Below are 18,807 nucleotides of genomic sequence, written 5' to 3' on the forward strand. Positions count from 1 at the left end.
CTTATCGGCCGTGAATGCCCGCCGGGCTTAACGCTCAGGGTGCAGCAGTAACGAAAGACTGTTGTTGCGCTTCGCTCGCCAGGCGTTGCTGCAGCTGAGCCGCCTGCTGACGGCTGCTGAACGGGCCAAGCTGGACGCGGTAAACGTTGCCGTTGGCCGCCACTTTGCCCGGGACGCCAAACTGTTGGCTCAGGCTCTGTTGCCAGCTCTGGGCGCGTTCGGCGCTGCTCAGCGCGCCGACCTGCACCACGTAGCCGCCGGAAGAGGCGGCGGCAGCCGTGCCGACAGCCGCAGCGCCGGCCGCGACCGGTGCGGCCACCGCGGCGGCTTCAGGTTCGGAACCTTCCAGCACCCCGGCCGGCACCGCGCTCGGCGCGCCGAGGAAACCGCTGCGGCCGTTGGCGGCATTGCCGCCGGCAGCTGGGGCGCTGTTGTCGTCGGTGCGCAGGGTGCTGTTATCGATCGGGCGCACCGCCGCGCCGCTGGCGATCGGCGCCTCCTGCTGAATAGGGGTGCCCATGCCGCTGGAGCCGAGATCCGGGCGCGCCGGCAGGGCGTAGCTCTGTTTCGCCACGATGGTGCCGATGGTGCCGGGGCCGCTCAGCGTGCCGTCCGGCGCCACGTTGATGAAATCTACCTTGACCTTGGTGTTGTTGGACAGGTTGAGGCGGTCGGCGGCGGCTTTCGACAGATCGATGATGCGGCCCTTGGTATATGGCCCGCGATCGTTGACGCGCACCACCAGCTGACGGCCGTTGGCCAGGTTAGTGACGCGCACATAGCTTGGGATTGGCAGGGTCGGATGCGCCGCCGTCAGGCCGTTGGGGTCAAACTGCTCGCCCAGCGCCGTGGTGTTGCCGTTGGCCTCCTCGCCATACCAGGCCGCCAGGCCGGTCTGCGAGAAGTTCTGCGGATCTTTTACGATGCGGTAAGTATCGCCATTAACCTTATAATCCTGCATGTTATTAGGGTTATAGGGTTCATATTGAGGCTCGACGCCGCCGATTTCCACCACCGGGCCGTTGTACGGCTGCGGAGGGGCTTGCTGTTCCGTGGTCGGGGCGGTACAGGCGGAGAGCAACACCGCCGCGACGCCGATCCAAAGCCATTCCTTACGCATTACTCACCTCTTATAAACTTTTAGACAGCATTTTCCGATGCGTGTGGATCGACATGATGATGCCGAAACCGGCCATCAACACTATCAGCGCCGAACCCCCGTAACTGACCAGAGGCAAAGGTACGCCAACTACCGGCAAAATGCCACTGACCATACCGATGTTAACAAAGACATAAACGAACAAAATCAGCATCAAGCCGCCGACCATGACGCGGCCAAAGGTGGTTTGCGCCTTGGCGGCGATCATCAGCCCGCGGATGATCACCAGCAGGTAAAGCGCCAGCAGCACCAGTACCCCGATCAGCCCCAGCTCTTCGGCCAGGACGGCGAAGATAAAGTCGGTATGGCGCTCCGGCAGAAACTCCAGCTGTGACTGGGTGCCGTGCAGCCAGCCCTTGCCGGACAGGCCGCCGGAGCCGATGGCGATCTTGGATTGAATGATGTGATAACCGGCGCCGAGCGGGTCGCTCTCCGGATCGAGCAGCATCATGACGCGGTCGCGCTGATAGCCGTGCATCAGGAAGAACCACAGCACCGGGATGAAGGCCGCCAGCGCGACGGCGGCGACGGCGATCAGCTTCCAGCTCATGCCGGACAGGAACAGTACGAACAGGCCGGAAGCGGCGATCAGGATAGAGGTGCCCAGATCCGGCTGCGCGGCCACCAGCAGCGTCGGCAGGAAGATCAGCACCAGCGCGATGGCGGTGTTTTTCAGCGAAGGCGGGCAGACGTCGCGGTTCATAAAGCGCGCCACCATCAGCGGCACGGCGATCTTGGCGATTTCCGACGGCTGGAAGCGCACTACGCCGAGATCCAACCAGCGCTGCGCGCCTTTACTGATCTGCCCGAAGGCGTCCACCAGGATCAGCAAAATCACGCAGAAGATATACAGATAGGGCGCCCAGCTTTCGTACACGCGCGGCGGGATCTGCGCCATGACGGCCATCACGATCAGCCCCATGACGATCTGCCCGATCTTGCGCTCCATCATGCCGATGTCCTGGCCGCTGGCGCTCCACATCACGAAGGCGCTGTAGACCAACAGGGCCAGGATCAGCAGCAGGAACGTCGGGTCGATGTGGATTTTGGTCCAGATCGAGCCTTTTTGTTGGCTTTCAGTCATGTTCTACCTTAGTCACCTTCTACGCCAGGCGGCAGCGGGGCCTCGCTTGGCAATTGCGTATTGTTGTCGCCCAGCAGAATGTGGTCGAGGATCTGGCGGGTGATGGTCCCCACCGCCGGACCGGAGCCGCCGTTTTCCAGAATGATGGCAACCGACACCGTCGGGTTGTTGAACGGTGCGAAGGCGGTCATCAGTTTGTGATCGCGCAGGTGCTCCGCCAGTTTGTGGGCGTTGTAGGTTTCATAGCCGAATACCTGTGCGGTACCCGATTTCGCCGCGGCTTTATAAGGTGCGTCCGCAAAGTATTTGCGCGCCGTCCCGTTCGGACGGTTGGCCACACCGTACATGCCGTCTTTGGCAATTTCCCAGAAGCCGGAGTGAATATCGCCGATCTGCGTGTTTTCTTCCTGTTTGAACGGCACCAGCGCGCCGTTGATGCGTGTGCTCTGCAGCAGGTGCGGCGTTTTGACGGTGCCGTCGTTGATCAGGGTGTTCAGCGCCTTGGCCATCTGGATCGGCGTCGCGGTCCAGTAACCCTGGCCGATGCCTACCGGAATGGTGTCGCCCTGATACCACGGTTTTTTATAGCGTTTCTGCTTCCATTCGCGCGTCGGCATCAGGCCGGAGCGCTCTTCGGACAGATCGATGCCGGTGTACTGGCCGTAACCGAATTTGGTCAGCCAGGTCGACAGCCGATCGATCCCCATGTCATAAGCGACCTGGTAAAAATAGGTATCTGCGGACTCTTCCAGCGCCTTGGTGACGTTCAGGCGGCCGTGGCCCCATTTCTTCCAGTCGCGAAAGCGTTTTTCCGAGCCGGGCAATTGCCACCAGCCGGGATCGAACACCACGGTGTTTTTGGTGATCACCCCGGCGCTCAGCGCCGACACCGCGATATAAGGCTTCACCGTCGAGGCGGGCGGGTAGACCCCCTGGGTAGCGCGGTTGATCAGCGGGCGATTCGGATCGTTCAGCAACCCCTGATAGTCCTTGCTGGAAATGCCGTCGACGAACAGGTTCGGATCGTAGCTCGGGTTGGAGACCATCGCCAGGATGGCGCCGGTGCGCGGATCGCTCACCACCACCGCGGCGCGGCTGCCGACCAACAGCTGTTCGATATAGCGCTGCAGGTTAAGATCGAGCGTCAGGTAGACGTCCTGACCGGCGGAAGGCGGCTGTTCGTGCAATTGGCGGATCACCCGGCCGCGGTTGTTGACCTCGACCTCTTCATAGCCGGTTTTGCCGTGCAGCGTGTCTTCGTAATAGCGTTCGATGCCCAGCTTGCCGATATCGTGGGTGGCGGCGTAGTTGGCCAGTTTGCCGTCTTTGTCCAGCCGCTCGACGTCGCGATCGTTGATCTTGGACACATAGCCGGTGACGTGGGTGAGGGCGGAGCCGTAGGGGTAGTAGCGGCGCTGGTAGCCTTTCACTTCCACGCCCGGGAAGCGGAACTGATTGACCGCAAAACGGGCGACTTGCACCTCGGTCAGCGCGGTTTTCACCGGAATGGAGACGAAACGGCGCGAGCGCTTGCGCTCTTTTTCGAAATTGGTGATGTCGTCATCGGTCAAGTCGACCACCGGGCGCAGCGCCTGCAGCGTGGCTTTGAGATCGTCGACCTTTTCCGGCATCAGTTCCAGCTGATAAATGGTGCGGTTGAGCGCCAGCGGAGTGCCGTTGCGATCGTAGATAATGCCGCGGCTGGGCGCGATGGGCACCAGCTTGATGCGGTTTTCGTTGGAGCGGGTGCGGTAATCCTCGACGCGGACCACTTGCAGATTATACAGGTTGGCGATCAGGATGCCGGACAGCACCAGGATGACCAAGAACGCCACCAGGGCGCGGCGTACAAACAGGGCGGATTCAGCCGTATAGTCGCGAAAAGGGTTACGTTCTATTTTCATCCCGCTGCTTTATTTCACTCTGTCACGGTCACCACCGGCTATTCCCGGTGGTAAGGATGATTTGTAGTAATACTCCAGGCGCGGTAGAGGCTTTCGGCCACCAGGACGCGCACCAAAGGATGCGGCAGTGTCAACGGAGAAAGCGACCAACTCTGCTCGGCAGCGGCTTTGCAGGCGGGCGCCAGCCCTTCCGGGCCGCCGATCAGCAAGCTGACGTTGCGGCCATCCTGCTTCCAGCGCTCAAGCTGCTGCGCCAGCTGCGGCGTTTCCCACGGCGTGCCTGGGATATCCAGCGTAACGATGCGGTTGCCTTTGCCCACCGCCGCCAGCATTTGTTCGCCTTCCTTGTCCAGAATGCGTTTGATGTCGGCGTTTTTGCCGCGTTTGCCGGCCGGGATCTCGGTCAGCTCAAACGGCATATCTTTGGGAAAGCGGTGCAGATAATCCATAAAGCCGGTTTGCACCCAGTCTGGCATTTTGGTGCCGACCGCCACCAATTGCAGTTTCACCGCTTAGCTCCAGAGTTTTTCCAGCTCGTACAGGCGACGGCTTTCTTCCTGCATCACGTGCACGATCACTTCGCCCAGATCGACCACGATCCAGTCGGAGGCTTCCTGGCCTTTCATGCCAAACAGTTCCATGCCCGCGGCGCGGGATTCCTGCACCACGTGGCTGGCGATCGACATCACGTGGCGAGTCGACGTGCCGGTGCAGATGATCATGCAATCGGTGATACTGGATTTGCCCTGTACGTCCAGAGCGACAATGTCTTGGCCTTTGAGGTCATCGATTTTATCGATGACGAAATCTTGGAGCGCTTTACCTTGCAAAGGTTCCCCCTCGGGTGTGTTCTGTTCAGTCGGCTGCGGCGGGCAAAATGCGCGCGCCGCGGCGTAACCGGATAAAGGTTTCGGCAGGCTGCCGCTGAAAGCCAGCTAACTGGTGACTGCCCGGCCAGCTAAGGTTTCCGGGGTTTTCAGCGGATACCTGAAAAATAGCGGCGCAGTATATCACGCACCTTTCGCTAGCGATATAAACCCTGCAACTCGATATAGCGCTGCACCGGGCGCGGCAGCAGATCGTCGCAGTTGAGGCCCTGATGGCGGCGCTGGCGGATCTCGGTGGCGGAAATTTCCAGCTCCGGCGTATCGGCCAGATAGATATGGCCGTGCGGGCGGCGGCTGAGCAGCGCCGGGTCGGCGGTGCGATGACGTTCCAGCCACTGCTGCAGTTCCGGCGTGTCCATGCGATCGTTATAGCCCGGGCGCGCCAACACCAGCAGATGGCAGACGTCCAACAGCGCCTGCCAACGATGCCATTTATGCAGCGTCAGCAGCGAGTCCTGGCCAATAATAAACGCCAGCGGCTGGGCGGCGCCACGCTCTTTACGAATCGTTTCCAGCGTCTCGATGGTGTAGGAGGGGGTGGTGCGATGCAGTTCGCGATCGTCGACCGCGAACAGCGGATTGCCGGCGATCGCCAGCTCGACCATCTTCAAGCGCTGCTGTGCGTTGGCCTCGGGCTGCGGGCGGTGCGGCGGCACGTGGTTAGGCAGCAGCGTGACGCGATTCAGGCCTACTTCGGCGGCCAGCGCCTCCACCGGCCGCAGATGGCCGTAGTGGATCGGATCAAAGGTGCCGCCAAACAGCGCGTGCAATACGGTGGGGTGTTCCGGATTAGTGGGCATCGGTAAAACTCGTGGCCAGGGGTTTGCCGCACAGCAGCATCGACAGGGTTTCCAGTTCCGGCCAGACCGACTGGCCATAGTCCTGCTTGAGGGTCAGCTCGATTTGCGTCAGCAGCTGTACCGCTTGCTGCAGCTGGGCGCTGGACAGGCGTTGCAGCGCCTGGGTCACCAGCGGGCGGCGGTTCTGCCAGACCTTGTGCTGATCGAACAGCGTGCGCAGTGGCGCGGACGCCATGCGGCGCTGCAGCGTCAGCAACAGCAGCAGTTCGCGCTGCAGGGTGCGCAACAGGATCACCGGCTCGACGTCCTCTTGCTGCAGCTGCTGCAAAATATGCCAGGCGCGCTTGCTCTTGCCGGCCAGCAAGGCGTCCAGCCAGTGGAACGGCGTGAAGTGGGCGGCGTCGTTCACCGCCTGCTCGACGCGCGGCAGGGTGAGCTTGCCGTCCGGGTGCAGCAGCGACAACCGCTCCAGCGCCTGCGACAGCGCCAGCAGGTTGCCTTCGTAGCAGTAGCACAACAGCTGATTGGCCGCGTCGTCCAACTCCAGCTTCATCGCCTTGGCGCGCGTGGCGACCCAGCGCGGCAGCTGTGCCTGCTCCGGCGTCTGGCAACTGACGAGGGCGCCGTGCGGGCTGAGCGCCTTGAACCAGGCGCTGTTTTCCTGCGCTTTGGTGAGGCGCGGGCCGCGCAGGATCAGCAGAATATCCTCGTGCAGCAGGGTGGCGAGCTTGGTCAGCTGTTCGCCGATCGGCGCCGTTGGGCCGTTTTCCGGGAAAATCAGCAGCAGCGTCTGGCGGCTGGCGAACAGGCTCATCGCCTGGCAGATGCCGAAGATGGCGTCCCAGTCGGTATGGGCGTCGAGGGAAATGCTGTAGTGCTCGCTGAACTGCTGCTGTTGCGCGGCCTGCCGGAGCAGATCCTGGCTTTCCTGCAGCAGCAGCGGTTCATTGCCGCTCAATAAATAACAAGCGCGCAGCCCCTCTCGGAGCTGCGCGGCAAGTTGTTCCGGATAAATGCGGATCATTGTGCGGTTTGGCTTGCCGCTCGTTCGCCGACGGCAGCGGCTTTTTGCCGGTTTTCTTCTTCCGCCGCGTGCACGGTCAGCAGTTTGCGCACCAGCTGTTGCGCCGCCTGCTCACGCATTTCCTGGCGAATGATCTCCTGCTCGGAGTCTTTGGCCAGCGCGGTCAGCGGGTTGTCGAAGAACGAACGGAACACTTTCACCGACAGCGGATACAGGTCGTGCCCCGGGAGCAGCACCTGGGCCTGCACGGTCAGCACCAGCTGATACTCGGCGGTTTTACCGTCCTGGAAGATCGAGGCGGTATCCTGGCTTTCCGTCGCGCCGACGATGCGCAGAGAAGGCACGTCTTTACGCTTCGGATCGCTGACGATGGTCACGGCGTTCAAACGCAGTTGCTCACGCACCGCGCGCGTCAATGGCCCATAAGGATCCGAACTGTCCAGGATCAGCGTTTTCATTTCATTAGGCACCTGCGTGGTGCCACGCAGGTGAAAACCGCAGCCGGCGGTGACCAGCACCGCCAACCCCAGCAACAGCGTCAGAATACGTTGTCGCACAACTCCTCCTTGTGTTAACCCACAACCAGGTTAAGCAGTTTGCCCGGAACGTAGATCACTTTGCGAATCGTGACGCCGTCCAGATATTTAGCCACCAGATGCTCTTCGGCAGCGCGCGCGCGCACTTGCTCTTCGGTCGCATCGGCAGATACGGTGATTTTAGCGCGAACCTTGCCGTTCACCTGCACCACCACCAGCTTGGAGTCTTCGACCATCGCCTGCTCGTCGGCAACCGGCCATGGCGCGGTGTCCACGTCGCCTTCGCCGCCCAGCGCCTGCCACAGGGCGAAGCACACGTGCGGGGTAAACGGATACAGCATGCGAACGACGGCCAGCAGCGCTTCCTGCAGCAGCGCGCGATCCTGCTCGCTCTCCTGCGGCGCGCGGGCCAGTTTGTTCATCAGCTCCATCACGGCGGCGATCGCGGTGTTGAAGGTCTGGCGGCGGCCGATATCGTCGGTCACTTTGGCGATGGTTTTGTGCAGATCGCGGCGCAGCGCTTTCTGCTCTTCGTTCAGCGACGCCACGTCCAGCGGCTGCACCGCGCCTTTTTCCACGTGATCGTAGGCCAGTTTCCATACGCGTTTCAGGAAGCGGTTAGCCCCTTCCACGCCGGATTCCTGCCACTCCAGCGTCATTTCTGCCGGTGAAGCGAACATCATGAACAGACGCACGGTGTCCGCGCCGTATTTTTCCACCATCTCCTGCGGGTCGATGCCGTTGTTCTTCGACTTCGACATTTTGCTCATGCCAGCATAGACCAGTTCACGGCCTTGCGGATCGGTGGCCTTGATGATGCGGCCTTTGTCGTCGCGCTCGACGGTGGCGTCAACCGGGGATACCCAGACGCGCTCGCCGCTGTTGCCGGTGTAGTAGAAGGCGTCGGCCAGCACCATGCCCTGACACAGCAGGCGCTTGGCCGGCTCATCGGAATCCACCAGGCCCGCATCGCGCATCAGCTTGTGGAAGAAGCGGAAGTACATCAGGTGCATGATGGCGTGCTCGATGCCGCCGATATATTGATCGACCGGCAGCCAGTAGTTGGCGGCGGCCGGATCCAGCATGCCCTGGTCGTACTGCGGGCAGGTATAGCGCGCGTAGTACCAGGAAGACTCCATAAAGGTGTCGAAGGTGTCGGTTTCGCGCAGCGCCGGCTGGCCGTTGACGGTGGTCTTCGCCCACTCAGGGTCGGCCTTGATCGGGCTGGTGATGCCGTCCATGACCACGTCTTCCGGCAGGATCACCGGCAGCTGATCTTCCGGCGTCGGCATCACGGTGCCGTCTTCCAGGGTCACCATCGGGATTGGCGCGCCCCAGTAACGCTGACGGGAAACGCCCCAGTCGCGCAGACGGTAATTGACCTTGCGCTGGCCGACGCCTTTGGCGACCAGTTTGTCGGCGATGGCGTTAAAGCCCGCTTCGTTGTCCAGACCGTCAAACTCGCCGGAGTTGAACAGCGCGCCTTTGTCAGTCATCGCTTCGGCGCTCACGTCAGGCTGGCTGCCGTCGAGGTTCAGGATCACCGGTTTGATCGGCAAATCATATTTGGTGGCGAATTCCCAGTCGCGCTGGTCGTGCGCCGGCACCGCCATCACGGCGCCGGTGCCGTATTCCATCAGCACGAAGTTGGCGACCCACACCGGCAGCTTCTCGCCGCTCAGCGGATGGACAACGAACAGGCCGGTCGGCATGCCTTTCTTCTCCATCGTCGCCATTTCGGCTTCGGCCACTTTGGTGTTGCGGCATTCGTCGATGAAGTCGGTCAGCGCCGGGTTGTTGTGTGCGCCCTGTTGCGCCAGCGGGTGGCCCGCGGCGACCGCCACGTAGGTGGCGCCCATGAAGGTGTCGGGACGGGTGGTGTAAACCGTCAGCTTCTCTTCGCTGCCAGCCACGTCGAAGGTGATTTCCACGCCTTCGGAGCGGCCAATCCAGTTGCGCTGCATGGTTTTCACCTGCTCCGGCCAGCTTTCCAGCGTGTCCAGATCGTTCAGCAGCTGATCGGCGTAGGCGGTGATTTTGATGAACCACTGCGGGATCTCTTTACGCTCGACCTTGGTGTCGCAGCGCCAGCAGCAGCCGTCGATAACCTGTTCGTTGGCCAGCACGGTCAGATCGTGCGGGCACCAGTTCACCGCCGAGGTCTTCTTGTAGACCAGGCCTTTTTCATACAGCTTGGTGAAGAACCACTGTTCCCAGCGGTAGTATTCCGGCTGGCAGGTGGCGATTTCGCGATCCCAGTCGTAGCCGAAGCCCAGCAGTTTCAGCTGGTTCTTCATGTATTCGATGTTGTCGTAGGTCCACGGGGCCGGCGCGGTGTTGTTTTTCACCGCCGCGCCTTCCGCCGGCAGGCCGAACGCATCCCAGCCGATCGGCTGCAGTACGTTTTTGCCCAGCATGCGCTGATAGCGCGAGATCACGTCGCCGATAGTGTAGTTACGAACGTGGCCCATGTGCAGTCGGCCGGACGGGTAAGGCAGCATGGATAGGCAGTAGTACTTTTCCTTGCTGTCGTCTTCGGTAACTTTGAAAGTCTGCTTCTCTTGCCAGTGAAGCTGTACGTTCGATTCTATGTCTTCTGGACGGTATTGCTCTTGCATGGCGGCCGGTGGTCCTGTAGGTGTAAACCGTTGCCCCGGTCAGAGGCAACGCAATGAACATTTAGTATTCGTAGATCCGCATAGCATAGCTGATAAGACCTCCCGGCAACAACTCCAAGCGCCTGACTCGGCGCATTTAAAAAAAACGCCGCCATGACGCGGCTCACAACCTGCGGATCCCGCGTCTTGCCAAGTGACATCAGTCATTTACGGCTAAAATAAGAACAAGTAGCTTAAGGGTATCCCCATGGCCAAGTCCGGCGCAGCGTTTATCGAGGAGAGTCTATGAACAAGGTTGCTCAGTATTACCGCGAATTGGTGGCATCGCTGACCGAACGTCTGAAAAACGGCGAACGCGATATCGACGAACTGGTGGCCAGCGCGGAGCGGCGGTTGAACGAGGCCGAAGATCTGACGCGCGACGAGGTGCGGCAGGTGACGCAGGCGGTGCGGCGCGATCTGGAAGAGTTCGCCCGCAGCTATCAGGAAAGCCGGGACGAGTTTACCGACAGCGTGTTTATGCGGGTGATTAAGGAGAGCCTGTGGCAGGAACTGGCGGATATTACCGATAAAACCCAGTTGGAGTGGCGCGAGGTGTTCAAGGATGTCAGCCACCACGGCGTGTACCACAGCGGTGAAGTGGTGGGGCTGGGCAATCTGGTGTGCGAGCAGTGCCATTACCACCTGGCGTTCTACACGCCGGAGGTGCTGCCGCTTTGCCCGAAATGCGGTCACGACCAGTTCCAGCGTCGGCCATTTGAACCCTGATGACGTCCCCCGCCGCGGCGGGGAACGCTGACGTTTACCGTTAACGGAACAGTTTCTTCAGCAGGTTGCTCAGGAAACCGCCGCTGACGGCTTCTTGGGCGACGTTTGCCGGCGCCGGTGCGCTGGCCGGGACGGCGACGCCGGCCGGGATTTTCTGCGCGACCGCGAGGCGGCTGTCCTGGGCGGCTTTCTCCGCCGCTTCCGGGCCGTAGGCGAAGCCTTCCGCCAGCACGAACTCAACGTCGGTGATGCCGATAAAGCCCAGGAACAGCTTCACGTACGGGGTGATCAGATCCGTCGGCGTGTCGGCGTGGATGCCGCCGCGGCTGGAGATGACGATCGCTTTTTTGCCCGTCACCAGCCCTTCGGCGCCGGCGGAGGTGTAGCGGAACGTCTGACCGGCGCGGGCGATCAGATCGAAGTAGATCTTCAGCTGCGTCGGGATGTTGAAGTTGTACATCGGGGCGCTGATGATCAGCGTGTCGTGCGACTTCAGCTCGGCAATCAGCTCATCGGACAGCGCCAGGGTGCTTTGCTGATGCGGCGTCAACGGTTTGTCGCCGGCGGTAAAGCCGGCCATCACTTCGCCATCCAGCTCCGGCAGCGTTGGGTTGGCCAAGTCGCGCACGGTGAAAGTGTCTTCCGGATGAGCTTCACGCCATTGTTCAACAAAAAAATCGACTAATTTTCCAGACTGGGAATATTCACCCAGAATACTTGATTTCAGGACCAGTACGCGGCTCATTGGCTTATCTCCAGGCGAAGTGTAATTGGTAACGATGTCAATCGGTGTAAACGCATGGTAGAGGCAAGCCATCAACAGTGATAGCGCAAAAATTCGCTGAGTTAAATCAAAAAAGTTGAATGAGGGCGCGAGCGCGCCCCGAGAGGATTAATAACGCGCGACGCGCTCGGCCAGCAGATCGATAAAGCCTGCGCGATCGATGCCGGTCAGCACTTCCACGTTGGCCGCGTTGCCGGTTTGCTGGAAATAGTCCACCACCGTCATGCCGACGGTGTATTCCCCTTTGGTTTCCACACCGACCCAGCGTTCAACGCCGGTAAACAGCTGCGGCGCCAGCAGCCAGGCGATGGTGCAGGGATCGTGCATCGCCGCGCCAGGCAGGCCGCGCGGGTGGCTGAGATACAGCGGCAGGTAAAAATCGAGCATCTCCGCCACCGCCTGCGCGACCGGATTGGCTATCTGACGAATGCGCTCGATATCCTGCGGCAGCACCAGCGCCTGATGGGTGACGTTCAGCCCAGCCATGGTCAGCGGCACGCCGGATTTCAACACCATCTCGGCGGCTTCGGGATCGACGAAGATATTGAACTCCGCGACCGGCGTGGTATTGCCGGCATTCATGCCGCCGCCCATAAACACGATGCGCTCGATACGGCTTTTCAGCTCGGCGTGCTGGGCCAACAGCAGGGCGATGTTGGTCATCGGGCCGGTCACCACCAGGGTGATTGGCTGCGGGCTGGCGCGCAGCAGGTCGGCGATCAGCTCGACGGCGCCGCGGGGATCGGGTTTGAGGGCCGGCGTCGGCAGGTGGGTGTTGCCCATGCCGGTTTTGCCGTGGACATAGTCGGCGATCACCAGCTCGCGCATCAGCGGGCGAGCGGCGCCGGCGGCGACAGGGATGTCCTCGCGCTGCATCAGGGTCAACAGACCCAGCGCGTTATGCAGGGTTTTCTCCGGCGTCTGGTTGCCGGCGGAGGTGGTGATGGCTTTGACGTCCAGCTCCGGCGAGCGCAGCGCCATAGCCAGCGCGATGGCGTCGTCGAGGCCGGGATCGCAATCGATGATAATAGGGCGGGGCATGTTCTTTCTCCTCTGTTTGTTATCCGGCGAGCATCGGATCAAAAACGAGGAGATACAAGCGCTTTTCGTGCCGGGAGAAAAGATGCGCCCCTGGCGGGGCGCATAGTGAGAACTTAGTGCAGGATCTTGGCGAGGAAGTCCTTGGCGCGATCGGACTCGGGGTTGTTGAAGAAATCGTCTTTGTTGCGGTCTTCGACGATTTTGCCTTCGTCCATAAAGATCACGCGGTTCGCCACCTTGCGGGCGAAGCCCATTTCGTGGGTCACCACCATCATGGTCATGCCTTCGTTCGCCAGCTCGACCATCACGTCCAGCACTTCGTTGATCATTTCCGGATCGAGCGCCGAGGTCGGTTCGTCGAACAGCATGGCGATCGGATCCATGCACAGCGCGCGGGCGATGGCGACGCGCTGTTGCTGGCCGCCGGAGAGCTGACCGGGGAACTTGTTGGCATGGGCGGACAGGCCGACGCGTTCCAGCAGCTTCAGGCCCTTCTCGCGTGAGGCGGTCTTGTCGCGCTTGAGCACTTTTACCTGCGCCAGCGTCAGGTTGTCGATAATGGACAGGTGCGGGAACAGTTCAAAGTGTTGGAACACCATGCCGACCTTGGCGCGCAGCTGCGCCAGGTTGGTTTTCTTGTCGTTAACGGGCGTGCCGTTCACCAGGATGCTTCCCTGCTGGATCGGCTCCAGGCCGTTGACGGTTTTGATCAGGGTGGACTTGCCGGAGCCTGAAGGACCGCAGACGACGACCACTTCGCCTTTTTTCACTTCGGTGGTGCAATCGGTCAACACTTGAAAGTGACCGTACCACTTGGAAACATTTTTCAGGGATATCATCAAACAGTCCTTTTCTTCAAATAGCTTACCAGCGCCGAGGCGGCGAGGCTGATAACAAAATAGACAAAGCCGGCGAACAGGATCATTTCAACCTGGGTGCCGTCGCGTTCGCCGATGGTCGATGCGGTGCGGAAGAAGTCGGCCAGGCTCAGTACGTAAACCAGCGAGGTATCCTGGAACAGGACGATGCCCTGGGTCAGCAGCAGTGGCACCATGGCGCGGAACGCCTGCGGCAGGATCACCAGCCGCATGGATTGCCAATGCGTCATGCCCAGCGCCAACGCGGCGGAGGATTGGCCGCGCGAGATGCTGATGATACCGGCGCGGATGATTTCCGAGTAATAGGCCGCTTCAAACAGGGAAAAGGCTACCATAGCCGAGATCAGGCGAATATCGGTTTTCGGCGACAGGCCTAGAACCTGTTGTAATAAGCTTGGAACCACCAGATAGAACCACAGCAGCACCATCACCAGCGGCACCGAGCGGAACAGGTTAACATACAGGGTGGCGAACCAGCTGATGGGCTTGAACGGCGACAGACGCATCACCGCCAGCACGGTACCCCACAGAATGCCGACCACGATGGCGGTCACGGTGATCTTCAGCGTGATCGCCATGCCCTGCAGCAGATAAGGGAAGCTTGGGACGATCGACGCCCAGTCAAATTCGTACATTATTTACTCCCCAGGTTGCCAGGCAACTGCACTTTCTTTTCGACCAGACGCATAAACAGCATGATCACGGCGTTGATGCCGATATAAGCCAGCGTAATGGCAGTAAAGGATTCATAGGCGTGTGCGGAGTAATCCAACAGCTTGCCGGCCTGTGCGGCCATGTCCACCAGTCCGATGGTGGAGGCGATGGCGGAGTTTTTGACCAGGTTGAGCATCTCCGAGGTCATCGGCGGCACGATAACCCGGTAGGCGTTCGGCAACAGCACGTAGCGGTAGGTTTGCGGCAGCGTCAGGCCCATCGCCAACCCGGCGGCTTTCTGGCCGCGCGGCAGGGATTGAATGGCGGCGCGCACTTGCTCGCAAACGCGGGCGGCGGTAAACAGCCCCAGACAGAGCATGGAAGAGACGAAGAACTGCACGTTGGGATCCAGCTCGGTCTTGAACCAGGTGCCGATATTGGCCGGCAACAGCTCGGGGATCACCAGATACCAGGTAAAGAATTGCACGATCAGCGGCACGTTGCGGAACAGTTCGACGTAACAGGTGCCGAGAGTGGAAAGAAAGCGGTTGGGCACGGTACGCAAGATACCGAACAGCGAACCGACGAAGAAAGCGATAATCCATGCACAGACGGAGAGGGCCACCGTGACCTGAAAGCCGGACCAGATCCAGCCGAGGTAAGTGGTGTTCCCAAACGGGGCCTGCTGCAGGAAGATACCCCAGTTCCAATCTATTGACATAACAAACTCCGATAAACGGGCGCAGGGCGCCGAAGAGTGATGACTTGATAGGCGCCGATCGCCGTGCGGCCAGTCGGGCTGGCTTGTTGTGTGCGGAGATCGGTGACGCGCCTTGGGGAAAATGAGGGAGGGGAACGGCCCCCCTCATTCCTGTCTGTCCCAGTCATCAACTGGGCCGGTTTGGCTTGGCGGCCGCCCCGGCTTTATTCTATTGAGTCAGTTCAACGCTTTGTCGTTAGGCGCTTTGAACAGTTGCTTCATGTCGTCCGACAGCTCGAAGTTCATGTTGAGGTTTTTCGGTGGGATAGGCTGCTTGAACCATTTATCAAACCACTTGGCCGCTTCACCGGAGGTTTGCGCCTGGGCGATAGTGTCATCGACCAGTTTCTTGAACTCAGGATCGTCTTTACGCAGCATGCAACCGTAGGCTTCTTTCGACTGCGGCGTGCCGATGATTTCCCATTGATCCGGCTTCTTGGCTTTGGCACGCTCGCCCGCCAGCAGGGCGTCATCCATCATGAAGGCCACCGCGCGGCCGCTTTCCAGGGTGCGGAAGGAGTCGCCGTGGTCTTTGGCGCTGATGATGCGCATGTTCATTTTGTCGCTGTCGTTCAGTTTGTTCAGCAACACTTCGGACGTGGTGCCGGAGGTGACCACCACCGGTTTGCCGGCCAGGTCTTTAAAGTCTTTGATGTCGGAGCCTTTCTTCACCAGCAGGCGGGTGCCGACCACAAAGATGGTGTCGGAGAAGGCGGCCTGTTTCTGGCGCTCTACGTTATTGGTGGTAGAACCGCATTCGAAGTCATAGGTGCCGTTTTGCAGCAGCGGGATGCGGTTCTGCGAGGTAATCGGCAGCATTTTCACCTGCAGATTCGGTGCATTCAGCTTTTTCTTAACGGCTTCAACGATTTGGTTGGAGTAGTCCTGAGAGTAGCCCACAACTTTTTGCTGGTTGTCGTAGTAGGAAAAGGGCACAGACGATTCGCGGTGGCCGACAACGATAACGCCGTTGTCTTTGATTTTCTTCAGCGTACCGGTCAGGTCTTCCGCGTGCGCTACGCTACCTGCCATACCGAGCAGCAGTAACGATAACGCCAATTTACGCATTTGCATGGTCCAACTCCTTTGCTGTTGTGGTGGCTCTGACTAAAGAGCGTCAGGTTTAAATCGACTATTTATTGCTCAGGTTATAAAGATAGTCTTAGAACGGATAGCCGTTAAAAAATAACCGATTGTGAATATCTTGAAACTAAAATGTTTCATTTTTTGAGACGCCGCGCGCACCAAATCAATGCAACCAAACCCCGATGCACCTGCATGGTGCGTTCGGCGCCTCCAAAATGTGCACGGGTGCGACAAAACGTCAGCAAAAGTTAACCGACGTGCGATGTCACCTTAGATAAAGCAAGGAGTGTGCCAGCCGCGTTGATTTAACGACGTTTTCTGACCGAGGTGGGGGAACGTTTACGGAAACGCGGGGCGCGGCGGGCGCGCCCCGGCGAACAGGACTATTTGCGGCGCAGGCCCAACATCAGCGCCCAACCGCCCAGCAACAGGGTGATCACCCACAGCGGCGCGGCGCCGAAACGCGCGTAAGGCGTGACGCCGGTGGTCGGTGTGACCTTCACTTCAAGCACCTGACGAGTGAACTGCGGGATCTCGGCGATCACGTCGCCGTTCGCGTCCACTGCGGCGGTGACGCCGTTGTTGGTGCTGCGCAGCAGCGGCCGGCCCAGTTCCAGCGCCCGCATGCGCGCCATCTGGAAGTGCTGCCATGGGCCGATGGAGTGGCCGAACCAGGCGTCGTTGGAGATGGTCAGCAGGAAGTTGGTGTCCGGGCGGAAGTTATCGCGCACCTGCTGGCCCAACACGATTTCGTAGCAAATGGCCGCCGTCAGGTTGTAGCCGCGTACGCTGAGCTGCGGTTGTACGTAGTCGCCGCGGCTGAAGGAGGACATCGGCAGGTCGAAGAACGGCGCCAGCGGCCGCAGCAGCGTCTCCAGCGGCACGAACTCGCCGAACGGCACCAGGTGGTGCTTGTTGTAGCGATCGTTGGCCGGGTACCTGTACGGCGTCGGTTCACCGAGCACGATGGCGCTGTTGTAGATTTGCTGGCCCTGCGGCGTGGCGCGCACGTCGACGATGCCGGTGATGAGGCTGCTGTTCTTCGCCCGCATCAGGTCGTCCATCATCGTCAGGAAGCCGTTCTGATTGGCTTCATAATCCGGGATGGCGGATTCCGGCCAGATAACGATCGGTGCCTTACCCATGTAGGGACGGGTTTCGTCCAGATAGGTTTGCAGCGTGCTGACCAGCGCTTTCGGATCCCATTTCATCGATTGAGCGATGTTGCCTTGCACCATGGCGACATTCACCGCTTTATCCGTCTGCGGAGTAAACCACTGCAGCTGGCGCAGCGGCCATGGCAACAACAGCAGCGCGGCGGCGATCACCGCCGCCGAGAGGCGGCGCTGATTGACGGCGTACACCAGCAGGCCGGCGATGGCCATCAGCACAAAGGTGATGGCGTCGACGCCCAGCAGCGGCGCGATGCCTTTCAGCGGGCCGTTGATCTGGCTGTAGCCGAACTGCAGCCACGGGAAGCCGGTCAGCACCCAGCCGCGCAGGAATTCGGTCACCTGCCACAGCGCCGGCGCGGCGATGGCCAGCCGCCACCAGCGGGTAGCCGGCCACAGGCGCGTCAGCAGCCCGGCGAACAGCCCGGTATACAGCGACAGGTAAGCGGCGAGCAGCACCACCAGGAAAACGTTGACGGCGAAGGGCATGCCGCCGAAATCAGCGATGCTGACATACACCCAGTTGATGCCGCTGCCGAACAGCCCGAAGCCCCAGACAAAGCCAAGCAGGGCGGACTGTTTGGTGGTGCGATTGAGGGTGACGGCCAGCAGGCCGAACAGGGAGACGATGGCCGCGGGCCAGAAGTCGTAGGGCGAGAACGCCAGCGTCCCGCCGGCACCTGACAACAGCGCCAGCAGGGCGCGAACCCGCTGGCGTTCAAGTAATGAGGCTTTAGCCATGTTGGATTTAATCTTCCAGTTTCGGTGGTGGAGAATCGTCCGGAATTTTCACATGAACCTGGATAATACGTCGACTGTCGGCCATGGCAACTTTAAATAGGTAACCTTCGATTTCAATGGTTTCCCCGCGCGCCGGCAGGTGGCCGAAGGCCTGCATCACCAGACCGCCGATGGTATCGACCTCGTCGTCGCTGAAATGGGTGCCGAAGGCGTCGTTGAAGTCTTCGATCGGGGCCAGCGCGCGCACGGTGTACATGTGGCGGCTGAGCTGGCGGATATCCAGATCGTCTTCGTCGTCGTATTCGTCTTCGATCTCGCCGACGATCAGTTCCAGGATATCTTCGATGGTGACCAGGCCGGACACGCCGCCGAATTCGTCAATGACAATCGCCATATGATAGCGCTGGGAGCGGAACTCTTTCAGCATCCGGTCGACGCGCTTGCTTTCCGGCACCACCACTGCGGTGCGCAGCACCTTGTCGATGCTGAACGGCTCGGAGTCTGCGCGCATGAACGGCAGCAGATCCTTGGCCATCAGGATGCCTTCGATGTGATCTTTGTCTTCGCTGATCACCGGGAAGCGCGAGTGGGCGGAGTCGATAATCACGTCCAGGCACTCTTCCAGCGTCTGGTTGCGCTTGAGCGTCACCATCTGGGAGCGAGGGATCATGATGTCGCGCACGCGCTGTTCGGCGATATCCATCACGCCTTCCAGCATGTCGCGGGTATCGGGATCGATCAGGTCGTTTTGTTCGGAATCACGGATCAGCTCGACCAGATCGCCACGGTTTTTGGGTTCGCCGTGGAACAGCTGGTTAAGGATAAGAGTAAAGAACCCCTTCTTGGGACTGGGGCTGTCATTGCTTTGTGAATGGTCGTCGCTCATGGCGTTTTCGTTACTGTCACTCATG

18 protein-coding genes are annotated in these 18,807 nt (G+C 60.3%); 1 reads left to right on the forward strand and 17 read right to left on the reverse strand.

Features of this window, described 5'->3' with window-relative positions:
- Positions 1-34 precede the first annotated feature (34 nt).
- From rlpA to leuS, 9 genes are all read right to left on the reverse strand, one after another.
- Positions 35-1,120, reverse strand: a complete 1,086-nt coding sequence (gene rlpA / locus EDY99_RS02615; RefSeq protein WP_033642159.1) for an endolytic peptidoglycan transglycosylase RlpA — start codon at positions 1,118-1,120, stop codon at positions 35-37.
- 10 nt (positions 1,121-1,130) lie between these two features.
- Positions 1,131-2,243 carry a peptidoglycan glycosyltransferase MrdB gene (gene mrdB / locus EDY99_RS02620; RefSeq protein WP_004940006.1) on the reverse strand — a complete coding sequence of 371 codons (1,113 nt, stop codon included), beginning with the start codon at positions 2,241-2,243 and terminating at the stop codon, positions 1,131-1,133.
- Between the two features lie 8 nt (positions 2,244-2,251).
- Positions 2,252-4,147, reverse strand: coding sequence for a peptidoglycan DD-transpeptidase MrdA (mrdA, locus tag EDY99_RS02625; RefSeq protein ID WP_033642160.1), 1,896 nt, complete (start codon positions 4,145-4,147; stop codon positions 2,252-2,254).
- A 38-nt stretch (positions 4,148-4,185) separates the two neighbouring features.
- Positions 4,186-4,656 carry a 23S rRNA (pseudouridine(1915)-N(3))-methyltransferase RlmH gene (rlmH, locus tag EDY99_RS02630; RefSeq protein WP_004940002.1) on the reverse strand — a complete coding sequence of 157 codons (471 nt, stop codon included), beginning with the start codon at positions 4,654-4,656 and terminating at the stop codon, positions 4,186-4,188.
- Positions 4,657-4,659: 3 nt separating this feature from the next.
- Complete coding sequence (rsfS, locus tag EDY99_RS02635; protein ID WP_004940001.1) at positions 4,660-4,977, reverse strand: ribosome silencing factor; 318 nt, start codon at positions 4,975-4,977, stop codon at positions 4,660-4,662.
- A 194-nt stretch (positions 4,978-5,171) separates the two neighbouring features.
- A complete protein-coding gene (gene nadD / locus EDY99_RS02640; protein ID WP_015376938.1) occupies positions 5,172-5,834 on the reverse strand; it encodes a nicotinate-nucleotide adenylyltransferase in 663 nt (220 codons plus the stop codon).
- Complete coding sequence (gene holA / locus EDY99_RS02645; protein ID WP_047572366.1) at positions 5,824-6,858, reverse strand: DNA polymerase III subunit delta; 1,035 nt, start codon at positions 6,856-6,858, stop codon at positions 5,824-5,826. Before holA ends, nadD begins: the two co-directional genes overlap by 11 nt.
- Positions 6,855-7,415 carry an LPS assembly lipoprotein LptE gene (gene lptE, locus EDY99_RS02650; RefSeq protein ID WP_049242706.1) on the reverse strand — a complete coding sequence of 187 codons (561 nt, stop codon included), beginning with the start codon at positions 7,413-7,415 and terminating at the stop codon, positions 6,855-6,857. The genes holA and lptE overlap by 4 nt, the downstream gene beginning before the upstream one ends.
- 14 nt (positions 7,416-7,429) lie before the next feature.
- Positions 7,430-10,012 (reverse strand): leucine--tRNA ligase, encoded by a 2,583-nt coding sequence (gene leuS, locus EDY99_RS02655; protein WP_042783845.1) that lies wholly within the window; start codon positions 10,010-10,012, stop codon positions 7,430-7,432.
- A gap of 285 nt (positions 10,013-10,297) precedes the next feature.
- Between leuS and EDY99_RS02660 the strand changes: the two genes are divergently transcribed.
- Positions 10,298-10,780 carry a zinc ribbon-containing protein gene (locus EDY99_RS02660; RefSeq protein WP_025301844.1) on the forward strand — a complete coding sequence of 161 codons (483 nt, stop codon included), beginning with the start codon at positions 10,298-10,300 and terminating at the stop codon, positions 10,778-10,780.
- A 40-nt stretch (positions 10,781-10,820) separates the two neighbouring features.
- On the opposite strand, the gene EDY99_RS02665 is transcribed toward EDY99_RS02660, so the two are convergent.
- The 8 genes from EDY99_RS02665 to corC form a co-directional block, all read right to left on the reverse strand.
- Positions 10,821-11,525 (reverse strand): FMN-dependent NADH-azoreductase, encoded by a 705-nt coding sequence (locus EDY99_RS02665; RefSeq protein ID WP_123061443.1) that lies wholly within the window; start codon positions 11,523-11,525, stop codon positions 10,821-10,823.
- Between the two features lie 147 nt (positions 11,526-11,672).
- Complete coding sequence (gene rihA / locus EDY99_RS02670) at positions 11,673-12,605, reverse strand: pyrimidine-specific ribonucleoside hydrolase RihA (RefSeq protein ID WP_033642165.1); 933 nt, start codon at positions 12,603-12,605, stop codon at positions 11,673-11,675.
- Between the two features lie 113 nt (positions 12,606-12,718).
- Entirely contained in the window at positions 12,719-13,444 is a 726-nt protein-coding gene (locus tag EDY99_RS02675) for an amino acid ABC transporter ATP-binding protein (RefSeq protein ID WP_004939983.1), read from the reverse strand.
- Positions 13,444-14,118, reverse strand: a complete 675-nt coding sequence (gene gltK / locus EDY99_RS02680) for a glutamate/aspartate ABC transporter permease GltK (protein WP_015376945.1) — start codon at positions 14,116-14,118, stop codon at positions 13,444-13,446. The genes EDY99_RS02675 and gltK overlap by 1 nt, the downstream gene beginning before the upstream one ends.
- Positions 14,118-14,858, reverse strand: coding sequence for an amino acid ABC transporter permease (locus EDY99_RS02685; RefSeq protein WP_004939979.1), 741 nt, complete (start codon positions 14,856-14,858; stop codon positions 14,118-14,120). Before EDY99_RS02685 ends, gltK begins: the two co-directional genes overlap by 1 nt.
- 216 nt (positions 14,859-15,074) lie before the next feature.
- Positions 15,075-15,971, reverse strand: a complete 897-nt coding sequence (locus EDY99_RS02690; RefSeq protein WP_033642166.1) for an amino acid ABC transporter substrate-binding protein — start codon at positions 15,969-15,971, stop codon at positions 15,075-15,077.
- Between the two features lie 395 nt (positions 15,972-16,366).
- Positions 16,367-17,896, reverse strand: coding sequence for an apolipoprotein N-acyltransferase (gene lnt / locus EDY99_RS02695; protein WP_123061444.1), 1,530 nt, complete (start codon positions 17,894-17,896; stop codon positions 16,367-16,369).
- Positions 17,897-17,903: 7 nt separating this feature from the next.
- Positions 17,904-18,782 (reverse strand): CNNM family magnesium/cobalt transport protein CorC, encoded by an 879-nt coding sequence (gene corC / locus EDY99_RS02700; protein WP_025301851.1) that lies wholly within the window; start codon positions 18,780-18,782, stop codon positions 17,904-17,906.
- Positions 18,783-18,807 lie beyond the last annotated feature (25 nt).

This window comes from Serratia sp. LS-1 (assembly GCF_003719595.1).
Lineage (GTDB): Bacteria > Pseudomonadota > Gammaproteobacteria > Enterobacterales > Enterobacteriaceae > Serratia > Serratia ureilytica.

What these genes read in the sequence shown, in the direction of transcription:
- lnt (WP_123061444.1), bottom strand. Translation starts at nt 17,896, where the DNA reads ATGGCTAAAGCCTCATTACTTGAACGCCAGCGGGTTCGCGCCCTGCTG.
- nadD (WP_015376938.1), bottom strand. Translation starts at nt 5,834, where the DNA reads ATGCCCACTAATCCGGAACACCCCACCGTATTGCACGCGCTGTTTGGC.
- EDY99_RS02690 (WP_033642166.1), bottom strand. Translation starts at nt 15,971, where the DNA reads ATGCAAATGCGTAAATTGGCGTTATCGTTACTGCTGCTCGGTATGGCA.
- mrdA (WP_033642160.1), bottom strand. Translation starts at nt 4,147, where the DNA reads ATGAAAATAGAACGTAACCCTTTTCGCGACTATACGGCTGAATCCGCC.
- holA (WP_047572366.1), bottom strand. Translation starts at nt 6,858, where the DNA reads ATGATCCGCATTTATCCGGAACAACTTGCCGCGCAGCTCCGAGAGGGG.
- EDY99_RS02675 (WP_004939983.1), bottom strand. Translation starts at nt 13,444, where the DNA reads ATGATATCCCTGAAAAATGTTTCCAAGTGGTACGGTCACTTTCAAGTG.
- gltK (WP_015376945.1), bottom strand. Translation starts at nt 14,118, where the DNA reads ATGTACGAATTTGACTGGGCGTCGATCGTCCCAAGCTTCCCTTATCTG.
- rihA (WP_033642165.1), bottom strand. Translation starts at nt 12,605, where the DNA reads ATGCCCCGCCCTATTATCATCGATTGCGATCCCGGCCTCGACGACGCC.
- corC (WP_025301851.1), bottom strand. Translation starts at nt 18,782, where the DNA reads ATGAGCGACGACCATTCACAAAGCAATGACAGCCCCAGTCCCAAGAAG.
- EDY99_RS02660 (WP_025301844.1), top strand. Translation starts at nt 10,298, where the DNA reads ATGAACAAGGTTGCTCAGTATTACCGCGAATTGGTGGCATCGCTGACC.
- EDY99_RS02685 (WP_004939979.1), bottom strand. Translation starts at nt 14,858, where the DNA reads ATGTCAATAGATTGGAACTGGGGTATCTTCCTGCAGCAGGCCCCGTTT.
- mrdB (WP_004940006.1), bottom strand. Translation starts at nt 2,243, where the DNA reads ATGACTGAAAGCCAACAAAAAGGCTCGATCTGGACCAAAATCCACATC.
- rlpA (WP_033642159.1), bottom strand. Translation starts at nt 1,120, where the DNA reads ATGCGTAAGGAATGGCTTTGGATCGGCGTCGCGGCGGTGTTGCTCTCC.
- EDY99_RS02665 (WP_123061443.1), bottom strand. Translation starts at nt 11,525, where the DNA reads ATGAGCCGCGTACTGGTCCTGAAATCAAGTATTCTGGGTGAATATTCC.
- leuS (WP_042783845.1), bottom strand. Translation starts at nt 10,012, where the DNA reads ATGCAAGAGCAATACCGTCCAGAAGACATAGAATCGAACGTACAGCTT.